The sequence below is a fragment of the Spirillospora sp. NBC_01491 genome (assembly GCF_036227065.1).
GTDB classification, from domain to species: Bacteria; Actinomycetota; Actinomycetes; order Streptosporangiales; family Streptosporangiaceae; genus Spirillospora; species Spirillospora xylanilytica.
On the sequence record NZ_CP109432.1, the window covers coordinates 6,274,521 to 6,294,771 of the forward strand.

Annotated in this window: 17 protein-coding genes; 9 read left to right on the forward strand and 8 right to left on the reverse strand. The window is 72.5% G+C overall.

The features are described from left to right. Nucleotides 1–42: 42 nt before the first annotated feature. Nucleotides 43–1,086 carry a magnesium transporter CorA family protein gene (locus tag OHA34_RS29200; protein ID WP_329519524.1) on the reverse strand — a complete coding sequence of 348 codons (1,044 nt, stop codon included), beginning with the start codon at nucleotides 1,084–1,086 and terminating at the stop codon, nucleotides 43–45. A 104-nt stretch (nucleotides 1,087–1,190) separates the two neighbouring features. Then, nucleotides 1,191–2,189, reverse strand: coding sequence for a LacI family DNA-binding transcriptional regulator (locus tag OHA34_RS29205; protein WP_329519525.1), 999 nt, complete (start codon nucleotides 2,187–2,189; stop codon nucleotides 1,191–1,193). A 120-nt stretch (nucleotides 2,190–2,309) separates the two neighbouring features. Here OHA34_RS29205 and OHA34_RS29210 point away from each other — a divergent pair, with 120 nt between their 5' ends. The 3 genes from OHA34_RS29210 (at nucleotide 2,310) to OHA34_RS29220 (ending at nucleotide 4,739) form a co-directional block, all read left to right on the forward strand. Next, nucleotides 2,310–3,557, forward strand: a complete 1,248-nt coding sequence (locus OHA34_RS29210; RefSeq protein WP_285938177.1) for an MFS transporter — start codon at nucleotides 2,310–2,312, stop codon at nucleotides 3,555–3,557. After that, a complete protein-coding gene (locus tag OHA34_RS29215) occupies nucleotides 3,554–4,027 on the forward strand; it encodes a hypothetical protein (protein ID WP_329519526.1) in 474 nt (157 codons plus the stop codon). The genes OHA34_RS29210 and OHA34_RS29215 overlap by 4 nt, the downstream gene beginning before the upstream one ends. An 85-nt stretch (nucleotides 4,028–4,112) precedes the next feature. Further along, nucleotides 4,113–4,739 carry a DUF305 domain-containing protein gene (locus OHA34_RS29220; RefSeq protein ID WP_285938175.1) on the forward strand — a complete coding sequence of 209 codons (627 nt, stop codon included), beginning with the start codon at nucleotides 4,113–4,115 and terminating at the stop codon, nucleotides 4,737–4,739. Nucleotides 4,740–4,760: 21 nt separating this feature from the next. Here the strand turns inward: OHA34_RS29220 and OHA34_RS29225 are convergent, their stop codons facing one another. Further along, nucleotides 4,761–6,524 (reverse strand): dolichyl-phosphate-mannose--protein mannosyltransferase, encoded by a 1,764-nt coding sequence (locus OHA34_RS29225; protein ID WP_329519527.1) that lies wholly within the window; start codon nucleotides 6,522–6,524, stop codon nucleotides 4,761–4,763. 176 nt (nucleotides 6,525–6,700) lie between these two features. On the opposite strand from OHA34_RS29225, the gene rsmI reads away from it, so the two are divergent. Continuing rightward, the gene (rsmI, locus tag OHA34_RS29230; protein WP_285938622.1) at nucleotides 6,701–7,522 is read left to right on the forward strand and encodes a 16S rRNA (cytidine(1402)-2'-O)-methyltransferase; all 822 of its coding nucleotides are present in this window, start codon (nucleotides 6,701–6,703) and stop codon (nucleotides 7,520–7,522) included. Nucleotides 7,523–7,632: 110 nt separating this feature from the next. After that, on the forward strand, nucleotides 7,633–7,935 hold the full coding sequence (locus OHA34_RS29235; protein WP_285938172.1) for a hypothetical protein: 303 nt from the start codon (nucleotides 7,633–7,635) through the stop codon (nucleotides 7,933–7,935). A gap of 46 nt (nucleotides 7,936–7,981) precedes the next feature. On the opposite strand, the gene OHA34_RS29240 is transcribed toward OHA34_RS29235, so the two are convergent. After that, entirely contained in the window at nucleotides 7,982–9,862 is a 1,881-nt protein-coding gene (locus tag OHA34_RS29240; RefSeq protein WP_329519528.1) for a hypothetical protein, read from the reverse strand. Between the two features lie 342 nt (nucleotides 9,863–10,204). Between OHA34_RS29240 and OHA34_RS29245 the strand changes: the two genes are divergently transcribed. Together OHA34_RS29245 and OHA34_RS29250 are read left to right on the forward strand one after the other, a co-directional pair. Then, nucleotides 10,205–11,602, forward strand: coding sequence for a glycosyltransferase family 2 protein (locus tag OHA34_RS29245; protein WP_329519529.1), 1,398 nt, complete (start codon nucleotides 10,205–10,207; stop codon nucleotides 11,600–11,602). Between the two features lie 193 nt (nucleotides 11,603–11,795). Continuing rightward, nucleotides 11,796–13,568, forward strand: a complete 1,773-nt coding sequence (locus tag OHA34_RS29250; protein WP_329519530.1) for a hypothetical protein — start codon at nucleotides 11,796–11,798, stop codon at nucleotides 13,566–13,568. Between the two features lie 58 nt (nucleotides 13,569–13,626). On the opposite strand, the gene OHA34_RS29255 is transcribed toward OHA34_RS29250, so the two are convergent. Continuing rightward, entirely contained in the window at nucleotides 13,627–15,222 is a 1,596-nt protein-coding gene (locus OHA34_RS29255; protein ID WP_329519531.1) for a glycosyltransferase family 39 protein, read from the reverse strand. A gap of 214 nt (nucleotides 15,223–15,436) precedes the next feature. Between OHA34_RS29255 and metG the strand changes: the two genes are divergently transcribed. Together metG and OHA34_RS29265 are read left to right on the forward strand one after the other, a co-directional pair. Beyond that, nucleotides 15,437–17,230, forward strand: a complete 1,794-nt coding sequence (metG, locus tag OHA34_RS29260) for a methionine--tRNA ligase (RefSeq protein ID WP_285938167.1) — start codon at nucleotides 15,437–15,439, stop codon at nucleotides 17,228–17,230. Nucleotides 17,231–17,241: 11 nt separating this feature from the next. Beyond that, nucleotides 17,242–18,045 (forward strand): TatD family hydrolase, encoded by an 804-nt coding sequence (locus tag OHA34_RS29265; protein ID WP_285938621.1) that lies wholly within the window; start codon nucleotides 17,242–17,244, stop codon nucleotides 18,043–18,045. Nucleotides 18,046–18,070: 25 nt separating this feature from the next. On the opposite strand, the gene OHA34_RS29270 is transcribed toward OHA34_RS29265, so the two are convergent. Genes OHA34_RS29270 through OHA34_RS29280 form a run of 3 tightly spaced genes read right to left on the reverse strand, consistent with a single transcriptional unit; the run spans nucleotide 18,071 to nucleotide 20,034 of the window. Beyond that, nucleotides 18,071–18,376 carry a hypothetical protein gene (locus OHA34_RS29270; protein ID WP_285938166.1) on the reverse strand — a complete coding sequence of 102 codons (306 nt, stop codon included), beginning with the start codon at nucleotides 18,374–18,376 and terminating at the stop codon, nucleotides 18,071–18,073. A 51-nt stretch (nucleotides 18,377–18,427) separates the two neighbouring features. Continuing rightward, a complete protein-coding gene (locus tag OHA34_RS29275) occupies nucleotides 18,428–19,504 on the reverse strand; it encodes a CU044_5270 family protein (RefSeq protein WP_285938165.1) in 1,077 nt (358 codons plus the stop codon). Further along, the gene (locus OHA34_RS29280) at nucleotides 19,501–20,034 is read right to left on the reverse strand and encodes an RNA polymerase sigma factor (protein ID WP_285938164.1); all 534 of its coding nucleotides are present in this window, start codon (nucleotides 20,032–20,034) and stop codon (nucleotides 19,501–19,503) included. Before OHA34_RS29280 ends, OHA34_RS29275 begins: the two co-directional genes overlap by 4 nt. Nucleotides 20,035–20,251: the final 217 nt, after the last annotated feature.

Sequence of the window (20,251 nt, forward strand, 5' to 3'; positions counted from 1 at the left end):
CCAAATCAATATCGACGCTGGGTATGAGCGCGCCGCCCCCGATCAAAGCCAGTCGCGGATTTTGAAGACGAGGTACAGTCCGATGCTGCAAAGGATCATGATGACCGTGCTGAGGTAGAAGCCCCAGCCCTGGCTGAACCCCGGATACGGGACGTTCTGCCCGTAGAACCCCGTGACGGCGGTCGGCACCGCGATGATGGCGGCCCAGCTCGTGACCTTCTTCATCACCTCGTTCAGCCGGTTGCCCTGGAGGGCGATCCGCGTGTCGAGCAGGTTGCCGACCAGATCGCGCAGGCCCTCGGTCCACTCGCCGACGTGCAGCGCGTGGTCGTACACGTCCTGGAAGTAGGGTGTCAGCTCCTTGGAGACGAACTCCAGGTCGCGGCGGAGCAGCGTGTTGAGGATCTCCCGCATCGGCAGCCCCACCCGCCGCAGCATGACCAGGTTCTTGCGCAGCCGGAAGCTGCGCCGCTGGATCTCGCGGACCGGGAACCGGTCGTCGAAGACCAGCTCCTCCAGTTCGTCGGCCTCGTCGTCGAGCCCCTGCACCGCGTCGAGCTGCCGGTCGACGACCAGGTCGAGCAGCCCGTACAGCAGCAGCGGCGTCAGCGGCCCGGTGCCGTCGGCGCGCGCGATCGCCGGGATGTCGTCCCAGCGCTCCAGCAGCGCGTCGACGTCGAAGCCCGCGTCCTGCCGGACGGTGACCAGCGCGCGCTCGGTGACGAACGCCGAGACCTCGTGCATCGTCAGCGCGCCGTTGATCACCACCGGGACGTAGACGTTGAGGAAGAGGTAGCCGCTGTAGCGGTCGAGCTTGGCCCGCTCGTGCGAGGACACCGCGTCCTCCACTGCGACCGGGTCGAGCCCCAGCTCGTCGCTGATCACCCGCAGATCGTGCTGGCCGGGCCCGCACAGGTCCAGCCACACGGTGACCCGCTCGCGCTGGAGGTGGTCGCTCACGTCCGCGACGTCGAACCCCTCGGCCTCCACCCGGCCGTCCCGCCAGGCCCGGGTCCGTGGCGGCCGGGTGCCGATGCGGTTGTCGGGGTGGGAATCGGGGTCGGTCTCGGTGGGGGCGTGTGCCATGGGGCCTCTTATACCCGCTCGGCGCGGACCTGCCCGGCGCGGCCCACGCGACGCGGCCCGCCCGGCCGGGTGTGGCGCGGCCTACGCGGCGGGGGCGGCGCGGCCTACGCGGCGGGGGGCGGCGCGGTCGAGCCGCGCACGACCAGGCGGGCGGGGAGCGAGCGGGCGGCCGGACGTCCGCCGCCGAGCAGCTCGATGAGGGCGGTCATCCCCTGGACGCCGAGCTCCTCGGCCGGGAGCCGGACCGTGCTCAGCTCCGGTTCGAGCGCGGTCGCCAGCAGCACGTCGTCGAACCCGGTGACCGACAGGTCGGACGGCACCGTCAGCCCGCGCGCCAGCGCCGCCTTGTAGGCCCCGGCGGCGATCAGGTCGTCGTCGCAGACCAGCGCGGTCGGCGCGGCCGGACGGTCGAGCAGGCGCCCGGCGGCGGCCTTGGCGGAGCCGACCTCGATCGCCGCGGTCGCCCGGGTGAGGACGCCGCCGGGCAGCGCGGCGACGGCGGCGGCGAGCGCGTCGCCCCGGGCCCGGAACGTCCACTGGTCGACCGCGGCGGCGACATGGCCGATCCGGCGGTGCCCGAGCCCGGCGAGGTGCGCGGCGACCGCCCGCATCCCGCCGGCGACGTCGAAGTCGACGGTCGGCGCGGCGCCCTCCGGATCGCTGTCGAGCATCACCGCGGGCGTGCCGTGGAACCGGTCGAGCGCGGCGACGGCCATCGACGAGGCGAGGATCCCGTCGATCGCCTCGTGCGGCACCGCGAACGGGCTGTCGGCCGGACGCGCGTCGTCGGGCCACGGGTACACCACGACGCCGAACCCGTGCCGGACCGCGACCCGCGCGGCGCCCGTGTAGACCGGGCCGAAGAACGGCGCGGTCAGCGTCGGGACCATCAGCAGCACCGTGCGGGTGGTGCCGAGGCGCAGGTTGCGGGCGGCGAGGTTGGGCCGGTAGCCGAGCTCCGCGGCGGCCCGCCGCACGCTGCGCGCGGTGGCCGGGGACACCCGGCCGGTCCACTTGCCGCCCATGACGAGCGAAACGGTCGACTGCGAAACCCCGGCCGCCTGTGCCACGTCCCTGCTGGTCGGACGGCTGGTCGCCGGCACGGGTGCCTCCCTGCGAGCCTTCGGGTCGGAAACAGGGTAGAGCCGCCGGGGGGTGAGGTGGTACGTATGACTCATCCAGTGGTACGTATGACTGGCCTTCGACGTCTCAGGGAGCCTGAAATGCGCGCCTATGCCGACTTCCTGCGCGCGCGGTACGCCGGACGGCTCCTCGCCGGAACCCTGCTCGGCCGGCTTCCCAACGGGATGGGGATGCTCGCGGTCGTCCTGCACGTCCGGGCCGGAGGCGGCGGCTACCCGCTCGCGGGGACGCTCGCGGCGGTCTTCGGCCTGTCCATGGCGGCGGGCCAGCCCGTCCTCGGCCGCGCGATGGACCGGCTCGGCCAGTCCCGCGTGCTGCTCCCGGCCGCCTGCGCGTCCGCCGCCGGATTCGCGCTGCTCGCCTGGGCCGGCGCGAGCCCGCTGCCGGTCGCGATCGGCGCGGTCGTCCTCGCCGGGTTCGCCACCCCGCCCCTGGAGGCGGGCCTGCGGGCGCTGTGGCCGATGGTGCTGTCCGGCCCGTCCCAGGTCCAGGCCGCCTACGCGCTGGACGCGGCGGCCCAGGAGATCCTCTTCACCGTCGGGCCGCTGCTCGTCGTCGCCGCCGCGGCGCTGTCCACCGAGGCCGCGCTCCTGCTCACCGGCGCGCTCGGCATCGCCGGGACGCTCGTCGTCGCCCTCTCCCGGCCGTCCCGCACCTGGCGCGGCGCGCCCCGGACCGCCGGCTGGGCGGGCCCGCTGCGCTCGTCCGGCCTGCGGGTGCTGCTCGTCGCGCTCGCGGGCACCGGGATCGCCCTCGGCGTGTACGCGGTGGCCGTGGTCGCCTACGCCGAACGCCTGGACGACGACCTGGCGTCCGGGCTGCTGCTGGCCTCGATGTCGGCCGGGGCGCTGCTCGGCGGCCTGGTCTACGGCGCCCGCTCCTGGCCCGGCGGGCCGCACCACCGCCTGCCCTGGCTCCTCGCCGCCCTCGCGGCCGGCTACCTGCCGCTCATCTGGGCGCCCGGCCTGACCGTCATGCTGGTGCTGGCCTTCCTCAGCGGCATCATGCTCGCGCCCGTGCTGGCCTGCTGCTTCTCGCTGGTCGACCGGCTCGCCCCGCAGGGCACCGTGACCGAGGCGTTCGCCTGGGTGGTCGCGGCGGTCGGCGCGGGCAGCTCGCTCGGCTCGGCCGTCTCCGGCCTCGGCCAGAGCCTGGCCGGGGTGCCGGGCGCGTTCACCGGGGCCGCGGCCGGCGGCGTCCTGGCCCTGGCCGTCTGCCTCCTCGGCATGCGCGCCCTCCGCCCGTCCGGCGAGTCCCGCCCGTCGGACGGAACCGGCGCCCAGGACGGCCCACTCCCGGGAGATCGGGCGCTAGAGTTGGGAGGATGAACGGGCGGGGGGTATCACGCGGCGCGTGGCCGATGCTGCTCGGCCTCGGCCTCCTCCTCGCGGGCCTGTTCATGATGCACGGCGTCACCGCCACCCCCTCGCCGCTCCACGTGTCCGAGCCCGTCCTCGTCCAGCCGATGGCGCACACCGCCCACCAGGGCTCACCCGCCATGAGCATGGACGCTGCCCAGGCCGCGGTCCCGGCGGCGGTCCCGGGCGCCCACGCGGACATCGCGGGCGCCGCCCCCATGGGCCTCGGCATGGACATGAACGGCTGCATCGCCGGGGCCATCTGCTTCGCGCTGCTGACCGCCGCCGCCCTCGTCCTGGCGGCCCTGGCGGGACGCGCCCTCGACCTCCACCTCATCCCCGCCCGTCCCGGCGCCGCGTCCGTGCTGCGGTGGCGACGCGGGCGCCCGCCCCGGGCCAGACCGCCCAGCGTCTACCAGCTCTCCGTGCTGCGGCTGTGACAGGCCGGTGAGCCGGTGCGCCGTCCGTTTGACGCGCGCCGGTCCCGTCCGCATGCCCGAAGGTCACAGCAGGAGGAGAGACAACGTGAAGAAGCGATTTCTGGTGCTCGCCGCAACGGTCCTGATCGGTGCCGCCGCGTGCGGTGGCGGCGACGGCGAGGCGGGCGGCAAGCCTGCGGGCCACGACATGCCCGGCCACGACATGGGCGGCATGTCCGCCGGCACCGCCGCCAAGGGCGACCACAACGACCAGGACGTCATGTTCGCCCAGATGATGATCCCGCACCACCGGCAGGCGGTGCAGATGTCCAAGGTGGTCGCCGCCGGCTCCGGCGACGCCGAGGTCAAGCGGCTGGCTGCGCGGATCGAGCGGGCGCAGGCCCCCGAGATCCAGACCATGACCGGCTGGCTGAAGCAGTGGGGCGCGGGCGAGCGGCCCGCGGCCGGCGGGCAGATGCCCGGCATGGACCACGGCGCCGGGATGCCGGGGATGATGTCGGACGCCCAGATGAAGAAGTTCTCCGGGCTCAAGGGCGCCGCGCTGGACGAGCGGTTCCTCACCATGATGATCGAGCATCACGAGGGCGCGGTCACCATGGCCGGGGACGAGCTCTCGAAGGGCGCCAACGGCCCCGCCAAGACGCTGGCGCAGGCCATCGTCACGACGCAGCGGACCGAGATCGCCACGATGCGGTCGATGCTGAAGAAGTAGCCCCCGGCCGGGCGGTGCGGGTCAGACCCAGGTCCTGAGCCAGATCCGGGCGTGCCAGGAGTCGTACGGCAGCACCTGGGCGGACAGGATCGGGTAGAAGTAGGCGAAGTTGGCCAGCACCAGGAGCATGAACGCGCCGACCGCCGCCGCGCCGACGACCCGCCGCATGCCCGCGGGCAGTGCGGGCGGCGGCGGGCCCGGTGCCGGCGGCTGCCAGGCCGTGGCCCCCACCAGAGCCTCGGAGGCCGGGTCGTCGTCCTCGGGCGACAGCCCCATCAACGCGCCGTCGCCCGCTCCATAACCCACCGGGCCGTACCCCACCGCCCCATGGTCCGCCGCGGGCACGCCGGCCGCGTGCGCGCCCGCGGCGTTGGGAGCGGGGCCGATCAGGTAGCCGAACACCAGCACGATCGCCAGCACCATGAACGGGATCATCGGGGTGGCGTAGAAGAGGAACATGGTGCGGTCGGCGAACGCGGACGGGAACCAGGTCAGCCATCCGGCCAGGAAGCCCAGCAGGATCGCGCCGGCCCGCCAGTCGCGGACCATCGCCCAGATGAACACGAGCGCGACGAGCGCGATCAGCGCCCCCCACCACAGCGCGGGCGTGCCGATGCCGAGGATCTCGCGGGAGCATCGCGCGGCGTCGCAGGCGCCCTTGGGCTCGTTGTAGAAGAACGCCACCGGCCGGCGCAGGATCGGCCAGTCCCAGGGCCACGACTGGTAGGGGTGCTTGGAGTCGAGCCCGGTGTGGAAGTTGAGGATCTCGGAGTGGTAGTGCCACAGCTTCGGCATCGCCTCGAACGGCCGCCACAGCGGGTTGGACGAGACCTCGCCGCGCCCCCAGCCGCCCGGCCGGAAGATCCAGCCCCACCAGGACGCCAGGTAGGCGATCGCGGCGACCACGACGAGCTGGAAGAAGGCGGGCACGGCGTCCAGTGTCAGCGCCCCGGCGAGCGGGTTGCGGACCCCGGCGGCCCGGCGGGCGCCGAAGTCCCAGCACACCACCATGAGGCCGAACGCGGCGATGTAGAAGACGCCGGTCCACTTGGTCGCGCAGGCGAGGCCGAGGCAGACGCCCGCCGCGATCCGCCAGCCGTGCAGGACGTACGGACCGTACAGGCCGTACCTGCGGGCGCCGTTCTCGATCTTGTCGGCGAGCTGCCGCCTGGAGCGGTCCCGGTCGTTCACCAGGCAGGCGAACCCCGCCAGGATCCAGAACATCACGAAGATGTCGAGCAGCGCGGCGCGGCTGGTGACGAACTGGAGCCCGTCCAGCGCGAGCAGCAGGCCCGCGGCGCAGCCCAGCAGTGTCGACCCGGTCATCCGGCGTGCCACCCGGGCCAGGATCAGCACCGACAGGGTGCCGACCAGCGCCGGCACGAACCGCCACCCGAACGGTGTCGCGCCGAACATCCACTCACCGATGGCGATCATCCATTTGCCCATCGGGGGATGCGCGATGAACGAGGCCCCGTCCGCCCAGATCCGCGCGTCCGGATCGGCGATGAGCAGCTTGTCGGCGTCCTTGACGGTGTTGTGCTCCCAGCCGAACTTCAGCAGCGCCAGCGCGTCCTTGGCGTAGTAGGTCTCGTCGAAGACCACCGCCTTCGGGTCGCCCAGCCGGTAGAACCGCAGGAACCCGGCGAACACGGTCACCAGCAGCGGCCCGAGCCAGCCCCACGCGGCACCGCCCGGGATCGGCGGGGCGAGCCACACGCGCAGCGGGGTGCGCTCCATGCGTTCCGCCGGGACCGTCGCCGGGGCGTTATCCGTCATCGCCATTACGTCATCGTACGGTCGGTTCCGGTACGGCTCGGGCGTCCCGCGGTCCCGCCACCGCGCCGTGGCGGGAGAATGGCCGGGTGACGACCGACGGAGCGGACGACAGAACCGACCACGGACCGGCCCACCACGGAGCGACTCACCAGGCCCCGTCCGGCGAGGCCCCCGGGACGCTGCTGCTCGGCGCGGCGCCGATCGGCCGGCCCGAGGACGCCTCGGCGCGGCTGCGCGCGGCGCTGGCCGCCGCGCCGATCGTCGCGGCGGAGGACACCCGGCGGCTCCGCCGGCTGGCCGCCGACCTGGGCGTGCAGGTGCGCGGCCGGGTGGTGTCCTACTTCGACCAGAACGAGCGGGCCCGCGCCGCCGAGCTGCTCGCCGACCTGCTGGCCGGACGGGACGTGCTGGTGATCACCGACGCCGGGCTCCCCGGGGTGTCGGACCCGGGCTACCGGCTGGTCCGCGCGGCCGTCGCCGAGGGCGTGCCGGTCACCGTGCTGCCCGGCCCGTCCGCGGTGACGACGGCGCTGGTGGTCTCGGGGCTGCCGACCGACCGGTTCTGCTTCGAGGGGTTCCCGCCGCGCAAGCCCGGCGAGCGGTCCCGGCGGCTGGACGCGCTGGCCGCCGAGCCGCGCACGATGGTGTTCTTCGAGGCGCCGCACCGGCTGGCCGCCACCCTCGGCGCGATGGCCGAGGCGTTCGGCGCGGCCCGGCCCGCCGCGGTCTGCCGCGAGCTGACCAAGACCTACGAGGAGGTCGTCCGCGGCCCCCTCGGTGAGCTGGCCGGCTGGGCCGCGGACGGCGTGCGCGGGGAGATCACGCTCGTGGTCGGCGGCGCCCCCGAGCCGGAGGGCCTGTCCGAACCCGCCGACCTGGTCGCCGCCGTCGCCGCGAGGGAGGACGCCGGGACGCCCCGCAAGCAGGCCATCGGCGAGGTCGCCAAGGCGAACGGGCTGCCGAAACGGGTCGTGTACGACGCCGTCGTCACCGCGCGGAGATAGTCACCTCACCCAACTCAATCTTTACGGGAACAACCCCCCGTAGTAGCGCGTATGGGGCGACTATGGAGCTCCGAGCGCGAAGAGTGGCGGTCACCGAGGAGGTGGTAGCCGTGCGCGATGCATGGTCGAGCCACGAGAGCTGGGTTTACGAGTGCCTGTGCTGCTTCACGACCTGGAACGAGGAGTTCGAGGTCCAGCACATCGGCGGGGGGCATCACGAAGAGGGCATCGTGTACGAGCATGACGGCCACCGGTGCATGAACCCCTGGAGCGATCACCCCTGCCCCGGCTGCGAGAGCAACAACGTCAAGGCGTACTCGGCCCCGTGGACCGTGCACGTCGACGCGCCGCACGCCCAGCGGGCCGACGACCTGGAACTGGTGTTCCGGCTTCGCCGGCTGCACGCCTGGTAGTACCGGTGGCGGTGCCGTCGCCGGGAGCGCCCGGCGACGGCACCGGTCAGCCGGCGGCGATCTCCGGGACCTTGTCCTCCTGAGCGCCGCCGGTCACGCCGGCTTCCCCTTCACCGACCTCGACGGTTCCGCCGTCCTGCGCGGGCACCCCCGCCCCGCCGGTCGCGTCGGCGCCGCCGGGAGCGTCCGGGAGCAGTGCCGCGCCCGAGGGGCGGCGGCGCAGGCGGAGCATCGCGGCGAGCCGCGTGCGGGCCTCCGGCGAGAAGGTCATCCCCGCGGCGAGGGAGGCCAGCGGTACGGCGGGCAGTACGTACCGGTAGTCGAACTCGGCCGTCGCGGCCGGCGCCAGCAGCAGCCCCGTCGCGAGCGTCCACGGGACGAACGCGATGCCGCCGAAGCGCCGCCACAGCGGGACGAGCCCGGCCAGCCCGACCAGCAGGATCAGCCCCAGCATGGTGCCGCGCAGGAAGAAGTGGTCCTGGTAGCCGCGGATGATCCCGCCGAACGGTTCGATGATCTTGGTGCGGGCGCGGCCCCCCTCGTAGGCGGCGGCCTCACCGGCGGCGGTCGAGTCGGCGTCCATCCGCCACTCGGGCAGCGGGTTGCTGGTGGCGCCGAACTCGTACTGGCTGTAGGTGGCCTTGTCGGGGAAGACCGTCCGGTCCCACCGGAAGACCTTGAAGAAGTCGTGCGCGACGACCCGCAGGTAGTCGTCCGGCTGGCCGAGGATCGCCCGCTTGGCGAAGTCGTTGCCGAGCGCGTTGGCCTCCGGGCTGAACCGCTTGCCGGCGTAGCGGTTGAGTGGCGAGGCCGCGTTCCAGATGCCGTCCTGGGAGTTGGGCAGCCGGTTCTGCGGCTCGGTGCACAGTGCCATCTCCTGCACCGGCGGGTCGATCTTGTGGCAGTCGGCGAACTTGTAGACCCGCGCGTACAGGAAGATCCCGTTGCTCTCGGTGATCGCGAACTTGTCGCTGTCCACCTTGTACCAGCCCATGTAGGCCACCACCGGCAGCATGCAGGCGGCCAGGGTGACCGCCAGCGTCCGCCAGCCGGCCCGCCGGATCAGCAGGTAGACCAGCACGCCGACCAGCACCGGCAGGCCCACCGACCGGGTCAGCCAGGACATCCCGATGATCAGGCCGACCGCCGCGGAGATCTTCCAGGACGGCTGGTCGCGCCAGAGCAGCAGCGTGATCGCCGACATCACCAGGAAGGTGAACATGGTGTCGGACAGGATCAGGTGCTCGAGCTGGATCTGGTAGGCGTCCAGCAGCACCGGCGCCGCTGCGAGCGCGGCGCCCCAGCCGGGGAGCCGGAGCCGCCGCCGCAGCAGCGCGTAGATCATCACGCCCATCGCCAGGCCCATGAGGTGCTGGACGGCGGTCACCAGCGCGAAGCTGTGCAGCGGCTTGAGGATCAGCAGCAGGAACGAGTACCCGTCGGGCCGCAGCGGGTGCGGGTACGGCTTCATCGCCACGTGCAGGTAGTCGAAGCTGTCGTTGAAGAACATCGCCGGCTGGTAGCCGATCATCGCGATCGCCCGCAGCAGTGCCGCTATGACGAGGATCACACTGAAGATCGGGTTTCGGCGCACCAGCACCCACAGCCCGGCCGTGCGTCCCTGCCGGCCGGAGCCCTCGGCCGGTTCGGCCGGGCCCGCCGCACGGGACGTGTCGGACACCGCGCCGCCGGGCGTGTCGTCTGAGCTGCCGAGGCCGGTCCCGTCGTCGGTCCCGCCGTCCGCGCCGCCGGGCGTGTCGCCCGTCGTGTCGTCCGATGCGGACTTTGCCGTGATCGTCCCGGTGGCCGGGCTGTTCAGCCCGGAGTCCCCGGTCGCGGCCCCGGCGGAGCCCCCGGCCGAGGTGCCCGCGGGCCCGTTCTCAACGGCGTCGTCGAACTCGGTGCCGTGCGGCGCATCGCCCGCCACTACCGCACCTTCCCTTCGGTTTCCGGCCCCCGGATCGGTGGCATTGCGGTCTCCGGCGCGCGTCAAAGCGGACCCAACCTTTCCGGGCCGCGGTGCCCGTATGCTTGTCGACCTAGCCTGCCGCCCGCGGCCGTGGCGGAGAGGGTCTTCAGGTTGCAAGTCCGCAACACGATACGGCTGTTCTTGTCGAGAGCGGTGCGCATCCCCCGTTCCCGGCGGGCATCATGGTCACCGTCCGTTCCCGGCGGGCACCATGAACGATGACGGGCCGCGCGGTGGAGCGCTAGAAGAGATTAGTGGAAAGCACCGCAGACGGTCACCAGGGGTAACGAAGGAGATCGCGTGGAACTCTCCGTAGTGATGCCATGTCTGAACGAGGCCGAAACGGTCGAGACCTGTGTTCGAAAGACCATCGGCTTCTTCGAGGACAAGGGCATCGACGGCGAGGTGGTCATCGCCGACAACGGCAGCACCGACGGCAGCCAGCAGCTGGCCAGGGACGCCGGCGCGCGGGTCGTGCCGGTGGTCGACAAGGGCTACGGCAACGCCCTCATGGGCGGCATCCGCTCCGCCCGCGGCCGGTACGTGGCGATGGGCGACGCCGACGACTCCTACGACTTCGCCACGCTCGGCCCGTTCCTCGACGAGCTGCGCGACGGCGCCGACCTGGTGATGGGCAACCGGTTCAAGGGCGGCATCGCGCCCGGCGCCATGCCGCCGCTGCACCGCTACCTGGGCAACCCGGTGCTGAGCTTCGTGGGCCGGCTGTTCTTCGGCAGCAAGGCCGGCGACTTCCACTGCGGGCTGCGCGCCTTCAACAAAGAGTCGATCCTGCGGCTCGGGCTCCAGACCGGCGGCATGGAGTTCGCCAGCGAGATGGTGGTCAAGGCCACCCTCCAGAAGTACGACATCCGCGAGGTCCCGACCACGCTGTCGCCGGACGGCCGGACCCGCTCGCCGCACCTCAACACCTGGCGCGACGGCTGGCGCCACCTGCGCTTCCTCATGCTCTTCAGCCCCCGGTGGCTGTTCCTGATCCCGGGCCTGATCTTCATGACGCTCGGGCTGCTCGCGGGGATCGCGCTGTCCACCGGCCCGGTCACGGTCGGCGAGATCGCCTTCGACGTCGACACCCTGGTCGGTGCCTCCGCGGCCCTGGTGATCGGCTTCCAGGCGGTGCTGTTCGCCCTGCTCACCAAGGTGTACGCGATCCAGGAGGGCTTCCTCCCGCACGACCGCCGGGTGCAGAAGGTGATCGACTGGTGGAGCCTGGAGCGCGGCCTGCTGCTCGGCGGGCTGCTCGCGGTGGCCGGCCTGGCCGGCATGGTCGCCTCACTGCTGCACTGGCGGGTCAACAGCTTCGGCGAGCTCGACCCGCGGCACTCGCTGCGCATCGTCGTCCCGGCCGCGACCGCGCTGGTGATGAGCTTCCAGGCGATCTTCGCCTCGCTGTTCGTCAGCATCCTCGGCATCCGCCGCCGCCAGCACCCGCCGCTCACCGACCCGACCGACGAGGCCGCCGACGTCGTCGACGCCGCCGCGCGCAAGGTCGCCGTCGAGCGCAAGGCCGCCGAGGCCGAGGCGGAGAAGGCCGCCGAGCCCGGGAAGGCCGACGCCGCCGAGGGCGACGCCACCGGTGACGAGGGCGGGCCCGAGGGCCCGAAGGCCACCGCCGAGGCCGTGGCTGCCGGCGGCGAGGGCGATGAGGGCTCCGCCCGGGACCCCAAGGCCGAGCGCTGAGCACCGATCTCCGGACGAGTGCCGACGGACCCCCTGGGGAAGGACTCCCGGGGGGTCCGGCGTTTTGTGGTGATTTCCGAGAACTTGCTGAGTGTTTCAGAGCAGCGACCGACGGCTCATCCGGACTGTGACAGGCTGATTCGCCCATGGATCTTCCACCTCTGACCGCCGCTGCCGGACGTCGCGGGCGGCGATGAGCACCGAGGCAGCGCCGCGCACCGTCGCCCGCACGCCCGTCCGGCCCGCCGATCCCGGCCACGGCCGGGCGGTGGTCCGGCGGCGGCGCTGGGGCCTGGCGTTCCTGCTGGCCTGGCTGGTCCAGGTCGCGGTCCGGCTCTGGTTCGACATCGGGCAGATCATGCCGGTGGCCACCCCGGACGAGGCCGGATACCTGTTCGCCGCGCGGGTGCTGACCGGCGGGCCCGACGCCGACATGTCCTACGGCACGGTCTACCGGGGCGGCTACGCGCTGCTGCTGACCCCGGCGTTCTGGATCGCCGACGACCCGGTGAGCGCCTACCGCGTCGCCCTGGTCATCAACGCGCTGATCAGCGCGCTGATGCTGCCGCTGGCGTACGTGCTGCTGCGCCGCCTCCAGGTGACCCGGCGCCGGGCGTTCCTCTTCGCGAACGTGACCGCGCTGCTCCCCGGCACGGTGTTCTACGCCGGGTTCGCGCTGACCGACGCCGTGCTCCCCGTGGTGGTGCTGGCCTGGCTGCTGCTGTCGCACTCCTGGCTGACCGCCAAGGCGTCCACCGCCCGCGTGACGGCCTACGCGGCGGGTGCCGCCTTCCTGGCCGCCTACGCCTACGCCTCGCACACGCGGGGCGTCATCGTGCTCATCGTGCACGCCGGGCTGCTGCTCGTCGCCGCCGCGCTCCGCTGGCGGCCATGGCGGGTGACGGCCGCCGCGGCGGCCACGCTGGCGGTGGCGGCGGGCGCGGGCGCCCTGCTGAACCACTGGCTCCTGCCGCATCTTTACCCGGGCGGGGACAACGATCTCAGCGGCAACCTGATCCGGCGCCTCACGTCCGGCGACGGCTGGGGCTGGATGCTCTCCCTGGGCACCGGCCAGGTCTGGTACCAGGCCGTCTCGACCGGGGGACTGGCCGCCGTGGGCCTGGTCACCGTCGCCGTCATGGCCGTCCGGAGGGACACGAACCTGCGGCTGCGCGTCCTGGCCCTCGCCGTCCTGGCGGTCGTGACGGGCATCGCGTTCGCCACCTCCGGGGCACTCCCGGACGAGCGCCGCATCGGCAACTACGTCTACGGCCGCTACCTGGCGTGCATCACGCCGGTCCTGTTCGCTGTGGGCGCCGCCGTCCTGCTGCGCGCGTCGCGGCGCACGCTCCTCTGGGCGGCGGGCGCCGCGGTGGCCCTGACGACCGTCACCGCGTGCATCGTGCAGTGGTACGCGGGCGACCGGCTCAGCCGGTACACCTTCACGCCCTACGACTTCCCCGAAACATCGTTCCTGACCTGGGACTGGCAGGCGTTCCGGCTCTGGCACGCCACCCTCGCCGGGCTCGTCCTGCTCGGCCTCGCCCTGATCGCGACCCGGCTACCCCGGCGCGGCCCCGCGCTGCTCGCCGGGACGCTCGTCACGGTCAACCTGGTCATGATCGGCACCGCGACGGCGCGGATCGCGCAGCCGCTCGTCCGCGACTTCAGCGCCTACACCGAGCTCACCGGGGTCTCCGACCTGCGGGAACGGCACGACCTGGCGCTCGACTGGAACATCCCGTGGCCGGTCCGGCTGTCGCACTACTACTGGGCCTGGTGGAGCGACGCCGAGGTCTTCGACGCCCGCTACCACGCCCCGCCCGCCAAGGCCGACCTGGTGATCCTCTCGTGGCCCAAGGACGTCCCCCCGGAGCAGACCTGGCGGGGCGGCGCCCCCGCGGGCTGGAAGGTCGCCGACACCCGCCGGACCATCCAGGGCGACTGGGTCGCCTGGACCCGCTGACCCGCTGACCCGCTGACCTGCCGACCCGCCTGCCTGCCCGGCCGGGCCGCCGCCTCGCTCAGTGCTCGGCGGGCGGCGGGTTCCACATTTGCAGGACGCCGTCCGAGGAACGCCACATCAGCCGCCAGCCGGCGTTCGGGTCGGGCCGCCAGCCGCCACCGATCTGCGACTCCTGGCCGCGCCAGCGGGTGTAGAGCATCGGCCCCACCTGCGCCTCCGGCGGCACCGAGCCGAGATCGTGCCGGAAGTCCTTGACCTCGCCCCGCCACACCGGGTCGCCCCACACCGAACGGGTGTAGAACGTCAGCGTCTGGGCGAGCCGCCGGTCGGCGCAGATCAGCCGGACGTCCCGTCCCGGCCCCTTCAGCCAGACCCGCAGCTCGCTCCACGCCGTGTCGCGCGGCAGATCGGGGACGGCCCGCACCGCCGCCACCACGTACGTCCCACCCAGGGCGACCGCCAGGAGGGGCGCCACGACCGTCCGGACGCGGAACCGCGCCACGAACCCGGCGGGCAGCCTCCGCGCCATCAGCGCCACCGAGCCGAAACCGCCCGCCAGCAGCGGCGGGAACACCGCGAACCAGTAGCGCGGCAGCCACGCCCGCAGCGAGATGTCGTTGGGGTCGAGCACCCCCGACAGCACGGTCAGCGGTACCGCCAGCATCAGGAACCACACCAGGCACAGCGCGAGCCGCCGGTCGCGGGTGACCAGCCAGCCCACCGCGGTCAGCGCCAGCGCCACCGTGAAGATCGTCCCGAGCGGGTGCCAGTCGTGCATCGCCCGCAGGAACGAGCGCAGCGCCAGATCGCGCGTCACGTAGTCGCGGGACTGGCCGCCGTGCTCGGCCGCGGACAGCAGCCCGGCCAGCGGGTCGCCCCACACGACCGCGTTGTGGATCAGGTTGGCCGCCAGCACCGCCACCATCGGCGCCCCGACGATCACGTTCTTGCGCCACGGGATCCGCAGCAGCGCCAGATAGGCCGGAATCGCCAGGAAGAGGAACGCCAGGAACTCCCGGACCAGGAACGAGGACCCGAGCAGCACCCCCGCCGCCAGCAGCCACCGCGTCTGGACCCGTCCGGCCCGGCGGCTCGCCACGATCAGCGCCGCCATCCCGAACGCGAACAGCCCGGCGCCCGGCATGTCCGGCAGCATCACCCCCATCGACCAGGTGATCTCGTGGCCGAAGGGGTTGGTCAGGGTGAAGAACGGGTGCACCAGCAGCAGCAGCGCCGCCGCCACCCCCGCCACGTCCCCGAACAGGGACCGGACGACCAGGTAGCAGCCGACGAAGAACAGGCAGCCGCCGGCCGCCGCGATCACGAAGTAGGACGCCTGGCCCGCGCCGAGGACCTCCTGCACCAGCCGCGCCGGCAGCACCAGCCCGATCCGCGTGACCTGGTGCGGAACCTCGTTGAACGGCCACGCCGCCAGCGGCACGTCCGGCCAGTCGCGGGCCCCGAGCCACACGTAGTACGGGTCGAAGTACAGCGGCGGCGTCATGACCACCCACTGCGCCAGCACCGTGCACGCCGCCACCAGCGCCGACAGCCACACCACCCGCCGGGGCCCGCGCGTCCCGAGCCACCGGCTCCGCCGCGCCGCAGGGAGGGTTTCCTTGACGGCCCGCTCGGGGGCCGTGGACTGGGCCATGCCTGGTTTCAGCCTTCGCTGGAGTGCCTGGTGGAATCCCCCGGGCCGCCGTGCCCAGCCGGGCCGGCGACGCTGAGGGGGATCGGACCAGGCTACTCGCGTCGCCGAGCCGCCGATGAGCCCTGTCCCCGATCTCCAGCAACCTTCCAGGGAGCCCGCCCGCCAGGCTCGCCATTGGTGCTGCCCGCGCCGTGGACGCGGCTAGGCTTGGGCCATGTCCTCGCCCAGCCGACACATCCTGACCGCACCCGCCTGGCCGTACGCCAACGGGCCCCGCCACATCGGCCACGTCTCCGGGTTCGCGCTGCCCGCCGACATGTTCAGCCGGTACCAGCGGATGGCGGGCAACCAGGTCCTGATGGTCAGCGGCACCGACGAGCACGGCACCCCGATCCAGGTGCAGGCCGACAAGGAGGGCGTCACCGCCCGCGCGCTGGCCGACCGCTACAACCGGGTGATCGCCGAAGACCTGCTTGGGCTCGGCATGTCCTACGACCTGTTCACCCGCAGCACGACCGGCAACCACTACGCGATCGTCCAGGAGCTGTTCAAGGGCCTGTACGACAACGGGTACATCTTCCCCAAGACCACGATGGGCGCGATCTCCCCGTCCACCGGCCGCACCCTGCCCGACCGCTACATCGAGGGCACCTGCCCGATCTGCGGCTACGACGGCGCCCGCGGCGACCAGTGCGACAACTGCGGCAACCAGCTCGACCCGATCGAGCTGATCAACCCGGTCAGCCGGATCAACGGCGAGACGCCCAAGTTCGTGGAGACCGAGCACTTCATGCTCGACCTGCCCGCGTTCACCGAGGTCCTCGGCCGCTACCTGCGCGGCAAGCAGGGCCAGTGGCGGCCCAACGTGCTGAAGTTCGCGCTCAACCTGCTGGGCGACATGCAGCCCCGCGCGATCAGCCGCGACCTCGACTGGGGCGTGCCGATCCCGCTGGACGGCTGGCGCGACAACGCCGCCAAGAAGCTGTACGTCTGGTTCGACGCCGTCGTCGGCTACTTCTCCGCCTCCGTCGAGTGGGCCCGCCGCTCCGGCGACCCCGAGGCGTGGCGCGCCTGGTGGCAGGACCCCGAGGCGCTGTCGTACTACTTCATGGGCAAGGACAACATCGTCTTCCACGCCGAGATCTGGCCGGCGATGCTGCTCGGCTACAACGGCCAGGGCGACCGGGGCGGGCAGCCCGGCTCCCTCGGCGGGCTGAACGTGCCCACCGAGGTCGTCTCCTCGGAGTTCCTGACGATGGAGGGCAAGAAGTTCTCCTCGTCCCGCCAGGTCGTGATCTACGTCAAGGACTTCCTCGACCGCTACGACGTCGACGCGCTGCGCTACTACGTCGCGGTCGCCGGCCCGGAGAACCAGGACACCGACTTCACCTGGTCGGAGTTCGTCCGCCGCAACAACGACGAGCTGGTGGCCGCCTGGGGCAACCTGGTCAACCGCTCGGTCAACATGGCCGCCAAGAACTACGGCGCCATCCCCGAGGCCGGCGACCTCACCGACGCCGACCGCGCGCTCATGCACCGCAGCCAGAAGGCGTTCGGGGCCGTCGGCGCCGAGCTGGAGCGGTCCCGCTTCAAGAACGCGATCACCGAGGCCCTCGACGTCGTCCGCGACGCCAACAAGTACCTGTCCGACCAGGCGCCCTGGAAGCTCAAGGACGACCCCGACCGGGTCCAGTCGATCCTCCACACCGCCCTTCAGGTAGTGGACGACGCCAAGTCGCTGCTCACCCCGTTCCTGCCCAACTCGTCCCAGAAGGTGTACGAGCTCCTGGGCGGCGAGGGCGAGTGGAGCGGGATGCCGCGCTTGGAGATCGTTTCCGAGGAGGGCGGCCCCGACTACCCGATCCTCACCGGCGACTACGCCACCGCGGCCCGCTGGGAGTCCACCCCGATCAAGCCCGGCGTCCCGCTCGCCAAGCCGACGCCGCTGTTCACCAAGCTCGACCCGTCCGTCGCCGACGACGAGCTGGCCCGGCTGGAGCAGCCGTGACCGAGGACGGCATGGCGGGCAAGGCGTTCCCGCCGCTGCCCGAACGGCTGCCCGTCGACGTCTTCGACAGTCACTGCCACCTCGACCTGGTCGAGGTCCCGGTGTCGGAGCAGCTCGCGTCCGCGAAGGCGGTCGGCATCACCCGCGTCGTCACGATCGGCGTCGACCTGCCGACCTCCCGCCTCGGCACCGAACTGGCCGAGGAGTTCGACGCGGTCTACGCCGCCGTCGCGATGCACCCCAACGACACCACCGGCATCACCGACGCGGTCCTCGACGACATCGCCGACCTCGCCGCCCTGCCCAAGGTCCGCGCCGTGGGCGAGACCGGCCTGGACTACTACCGCGACTGGGCGCCCAAGGCCGACCAGCACCGCTCGTTCCGCGGCCACATCGACATCGCCAAGCGCACCGGCAAGGCCCTGGTCATCCACGACCGCGAGGCCCACGACGACGTGCTGCGCGTCCTCGCCGAGGAGGGCGCCCCCGACCGGGTCGTCTTCCACTGCTTCTCCGGCGACGCCGGGATGGCCCGCGTCTGCGCCGACCGCGGTTACGTGATGAGCTTCGCCGGCAACGTCACCTTCAAGAACGCCCAGCCGCTCCGCGACGCCCTCGAGGTGGCCCCGCTCGACCAGATCCTGGTCGAGACCGACGCCCCCTTCCTCGCCCCCGTCCCCAACCGGGGCAAGCCCAACGCCTCCTACCTGATCCCGCACACCCTCCGCCTGATGGCCGAGGTCAAACAGGTCGACCTGGCCGACCTGTGCACCGCCATCGCCGCCACCGGGGAGCGCACCTTCGGCCCCTGGTGACCCGACACCGGACGCGCCCGACCGGCTACCCGGGCTCGGACGCCACGTGCCGGACGACGCTCACCTTGAAGTAGGCCGAGCCGGCGACCAGGATCGACCCCGAGTAGGCGATGATCCAGACGTCCTCTCCCACCTGGAAGACGTCGCGCTGCTTCTTGGATCCGCCCAGCCGGGGCCGGTGGGTGAGTGCGAGGTGCCGGGCCGCCGCCCGAGCCTGGGCGAGATCGTGACCGACCGGCTGCACCAGGGACACGTACCAGGCGGCGTTCCGGCTCTTCATCTCCTCGACCAGCAAGGCCCACTGTGGCGTCTGTGGCTCTCCGGGATGCATCGTCGCATTATGCCCGGCCGCACCGCCCGGACAGTGCGATCCACGGCTCGGTCAACGCCGCGCGCCCGGCAGCCGGTGCTTCGGGGGCCGGTCGGTCCAGCCGGCGGTCTGCTTCACGGTGAGGTACTGCGTGGCGCCCGCGGGAAGCTCGCGGTTCGTGGCGCCCGGCCGCACGACGACGGCGCGGGTGGCCATCACGAAGTCGCTGGACGGGCTGAACAGGAACTGCCAGTCGATGGTGCCGAGCGCGGGGGTGCGCTCGCGCAGGACGACACCGACCGAGGGCCGGCCGAGCGGGTCACGGACCGTGCCCAGGTTCCGGACGCCGGGCAGACCGGCGAGCATGCGGTACAGCGCGCCGCGTACCGTCGGGGACGGAGTCCGCCCCGGGGAGTCGAGCAGCTTGGTGGCCTCGCGGAACAACCACGCGTCGGGATGCGCCGGCAGACCGCCATGGTCGCGGATCCAGGTCAGCATCGTCATCCTGAGCTCGGCCGGATCTGCGGGCAGGCGTGCGCGATCCCCCTCGAAGATCCTGTCGCCGGCCAGGTCCGGGCCGTCCGGCGGATCCGGGACGGTGATGCCGGCGCGGGGGTTCTCGTCCGGTCCGGGCGAGCCGTCCTTGCGGTACGCCTCGGCGTCGGCCGCGCTGACCGGCTGGATCCGTACCTTTCCAAGGTCTGAGGCGTGCACGCTGTCGCCGTCGATCGGGTCGCGCGGGACCCAGGTCTCGGTGGGAAAGGTGACCAGCAGCGTGTACCGGTGTCCATCGTGGTCACGGCGGAGGAGCTGACCGACCTCGCCTTTGTCGTGCCAGAACCGCTTGGTCCCGGTCTGGTCGGCGCGCTCGGCCGCCACCAGCAGAACCCTGTGCGCGGGCCCGGAAGTGACGTATCGCTGTTCGGGGATGCTCTGGGGCACCAGTACGTGCCACAGCACCGCCGTGATGGCCATCGCCGCGGCGATGGCCGGAAGCGTCCACCGGAGCCGGGTGCGGATTCGCGCAGGAGACGGGCGGGCCGGTTCGTCGATGATGCTCCGCAGCAGCGCCTCCTGCCGCGGGCCGTGGGGCAGGTCGGCGGCGGCCACCGGGTTGGCGGCGGCCAGCAGGGCGTCCAGGTCGTTCATCGGGTGGCCCTCCCCACGGGCGTGTTGTCGTTGGCGAGCAGACCGGCCAGCCGCTTGCGGGCGCGGTGCACGCGTACTTTGAAGGCCGAGGCCGAACACCCGGCCACGTACGCGGCCGTGCGATGGTCCAGTCCCTCCCAGCCGATCAGCATCAGTGCCTCGCGCTCTCCCGGTGGCAGCCGCCACAGCGCGGCCCTCAGCCGTACCTCCTCGACCACGCCCGGCGCGTGGTCGGGCTCGGCCCGGTGGTGCGCTGCCAGGCGGTCCGCCAGGCGTTCCCGGCGACGCACCGACCGGCGGTCGTTGCTCAGGCGGTTGCGCGCCGTCCGGTAGAGCCAGGGGAGGGGATCATTCGGCAGGCGGTCGATGTGGCGCCACGCTGCCGTGAATGTCTCTGCCACCACGTCCTCCGCCTGCGCCTCGCCCGTCCGGCGGAGCACGTATGCCAGCACCTGCCCGTGATGCCGCCGGAACAACGCCGTGAACCGATCGGCTTCATCACCCACGAGATCGCGCCAATAGAGCTCCAACCCGAGATCGTTTCTGCGTTCGTCTCTATAGGTCCGGCACCGGCCCCGTGGTTACATCGTCAGCCCAGGAACCCCAGCACCTGAGCGACCGCGGCGAGTCCGCGGGCCCGGATCAGGACACCTGCCCCCGCGCTGCCGCGGCCATCTCCACCAGCGCGGTGTCGGTCAGATCCCGTAGCCGGTTCCGGACTCCCAACTTGTACGGTGATGTCGGCGA

What these genes read in the sequence shown, in the direction of transcription:
- OHA34_RS29265 (WP_285938621.1), top strand. Translation starts at nt 17,242, where the DNA reads ATGGCGGGCAAGGCGTTCCCGCCGCTGCCCGAACGGCTGCCCGTCGAC.
- OHA34_RS29270 (WP_285938166.1), bottom strand. Translation starts at nt 18,376, where the DNA reads ATGCATCCCGGAGAGCCACAGACGCCACAGTGGGCCTTGCTGGTCGAG.
- metG (WP_285938167.1), top strand. Translation starts at nt 15,437, where the DNA reads ATGTCCTCGCCCAGCCGACACATCCTGACCGCACCCGCCTGGCCGTAC.
- OHA34_RS29215 (WP_329519526.1), top strand. Translation starts at nt 3,554, where the DNA reads ATGAACGGGCGGGGGGTATCACGCGGCGCGTGGCCGATGCTGCTCGGC.
- OHA34_RS29275 (WP_285938165.1), bottom strand. Translation starts at nt 19,504, where the DNA reads ATGAACGACCTGGACGCCCTGCTGGCCGCCGCCAACCCGGTGGCCGCC.
- OHA34_RS29210 (WP_285938177.1), top strand. Translation starts at nt 2,310, where the DNA reads ATGCGCGCCTATGCCGACTTCCTGCGCGCGCGGTACGCCGGACGGCTC.
- OHA34_RS29255 (WP_329519531.1), bottom strand. Translation starts at nt 15,222, where the DNA reads ATGGCCCAGTCCACGGCCCCCGAGCGGGCCGTCAAGGAAACCCTCCCT.
- OHA34_RS29225 (WP_329519527.1), bottom strand. Translation starts at nt 6,524, where the DNA reads ATGGCGATGACGGATAACGCCCCGGCGACGGTCCCGGCGGAACGCATG.
- OHA34_RS29200 (WP_329519524.1), bottom strand. Translation starts at nt 1,086, where the DNA reads ATGGCACACGCCCCCACCGAGACCGACCCCGATTCCCACCCCGACAAC.
- OHA34_RS29250 (WP_329519530.1), top strand. Translation starts at nt 11,796, where the DNA reads ATGAGCACCGAGGCAGCGCCGCGCACCGTCGCCCGCACGCCCGTCCGG.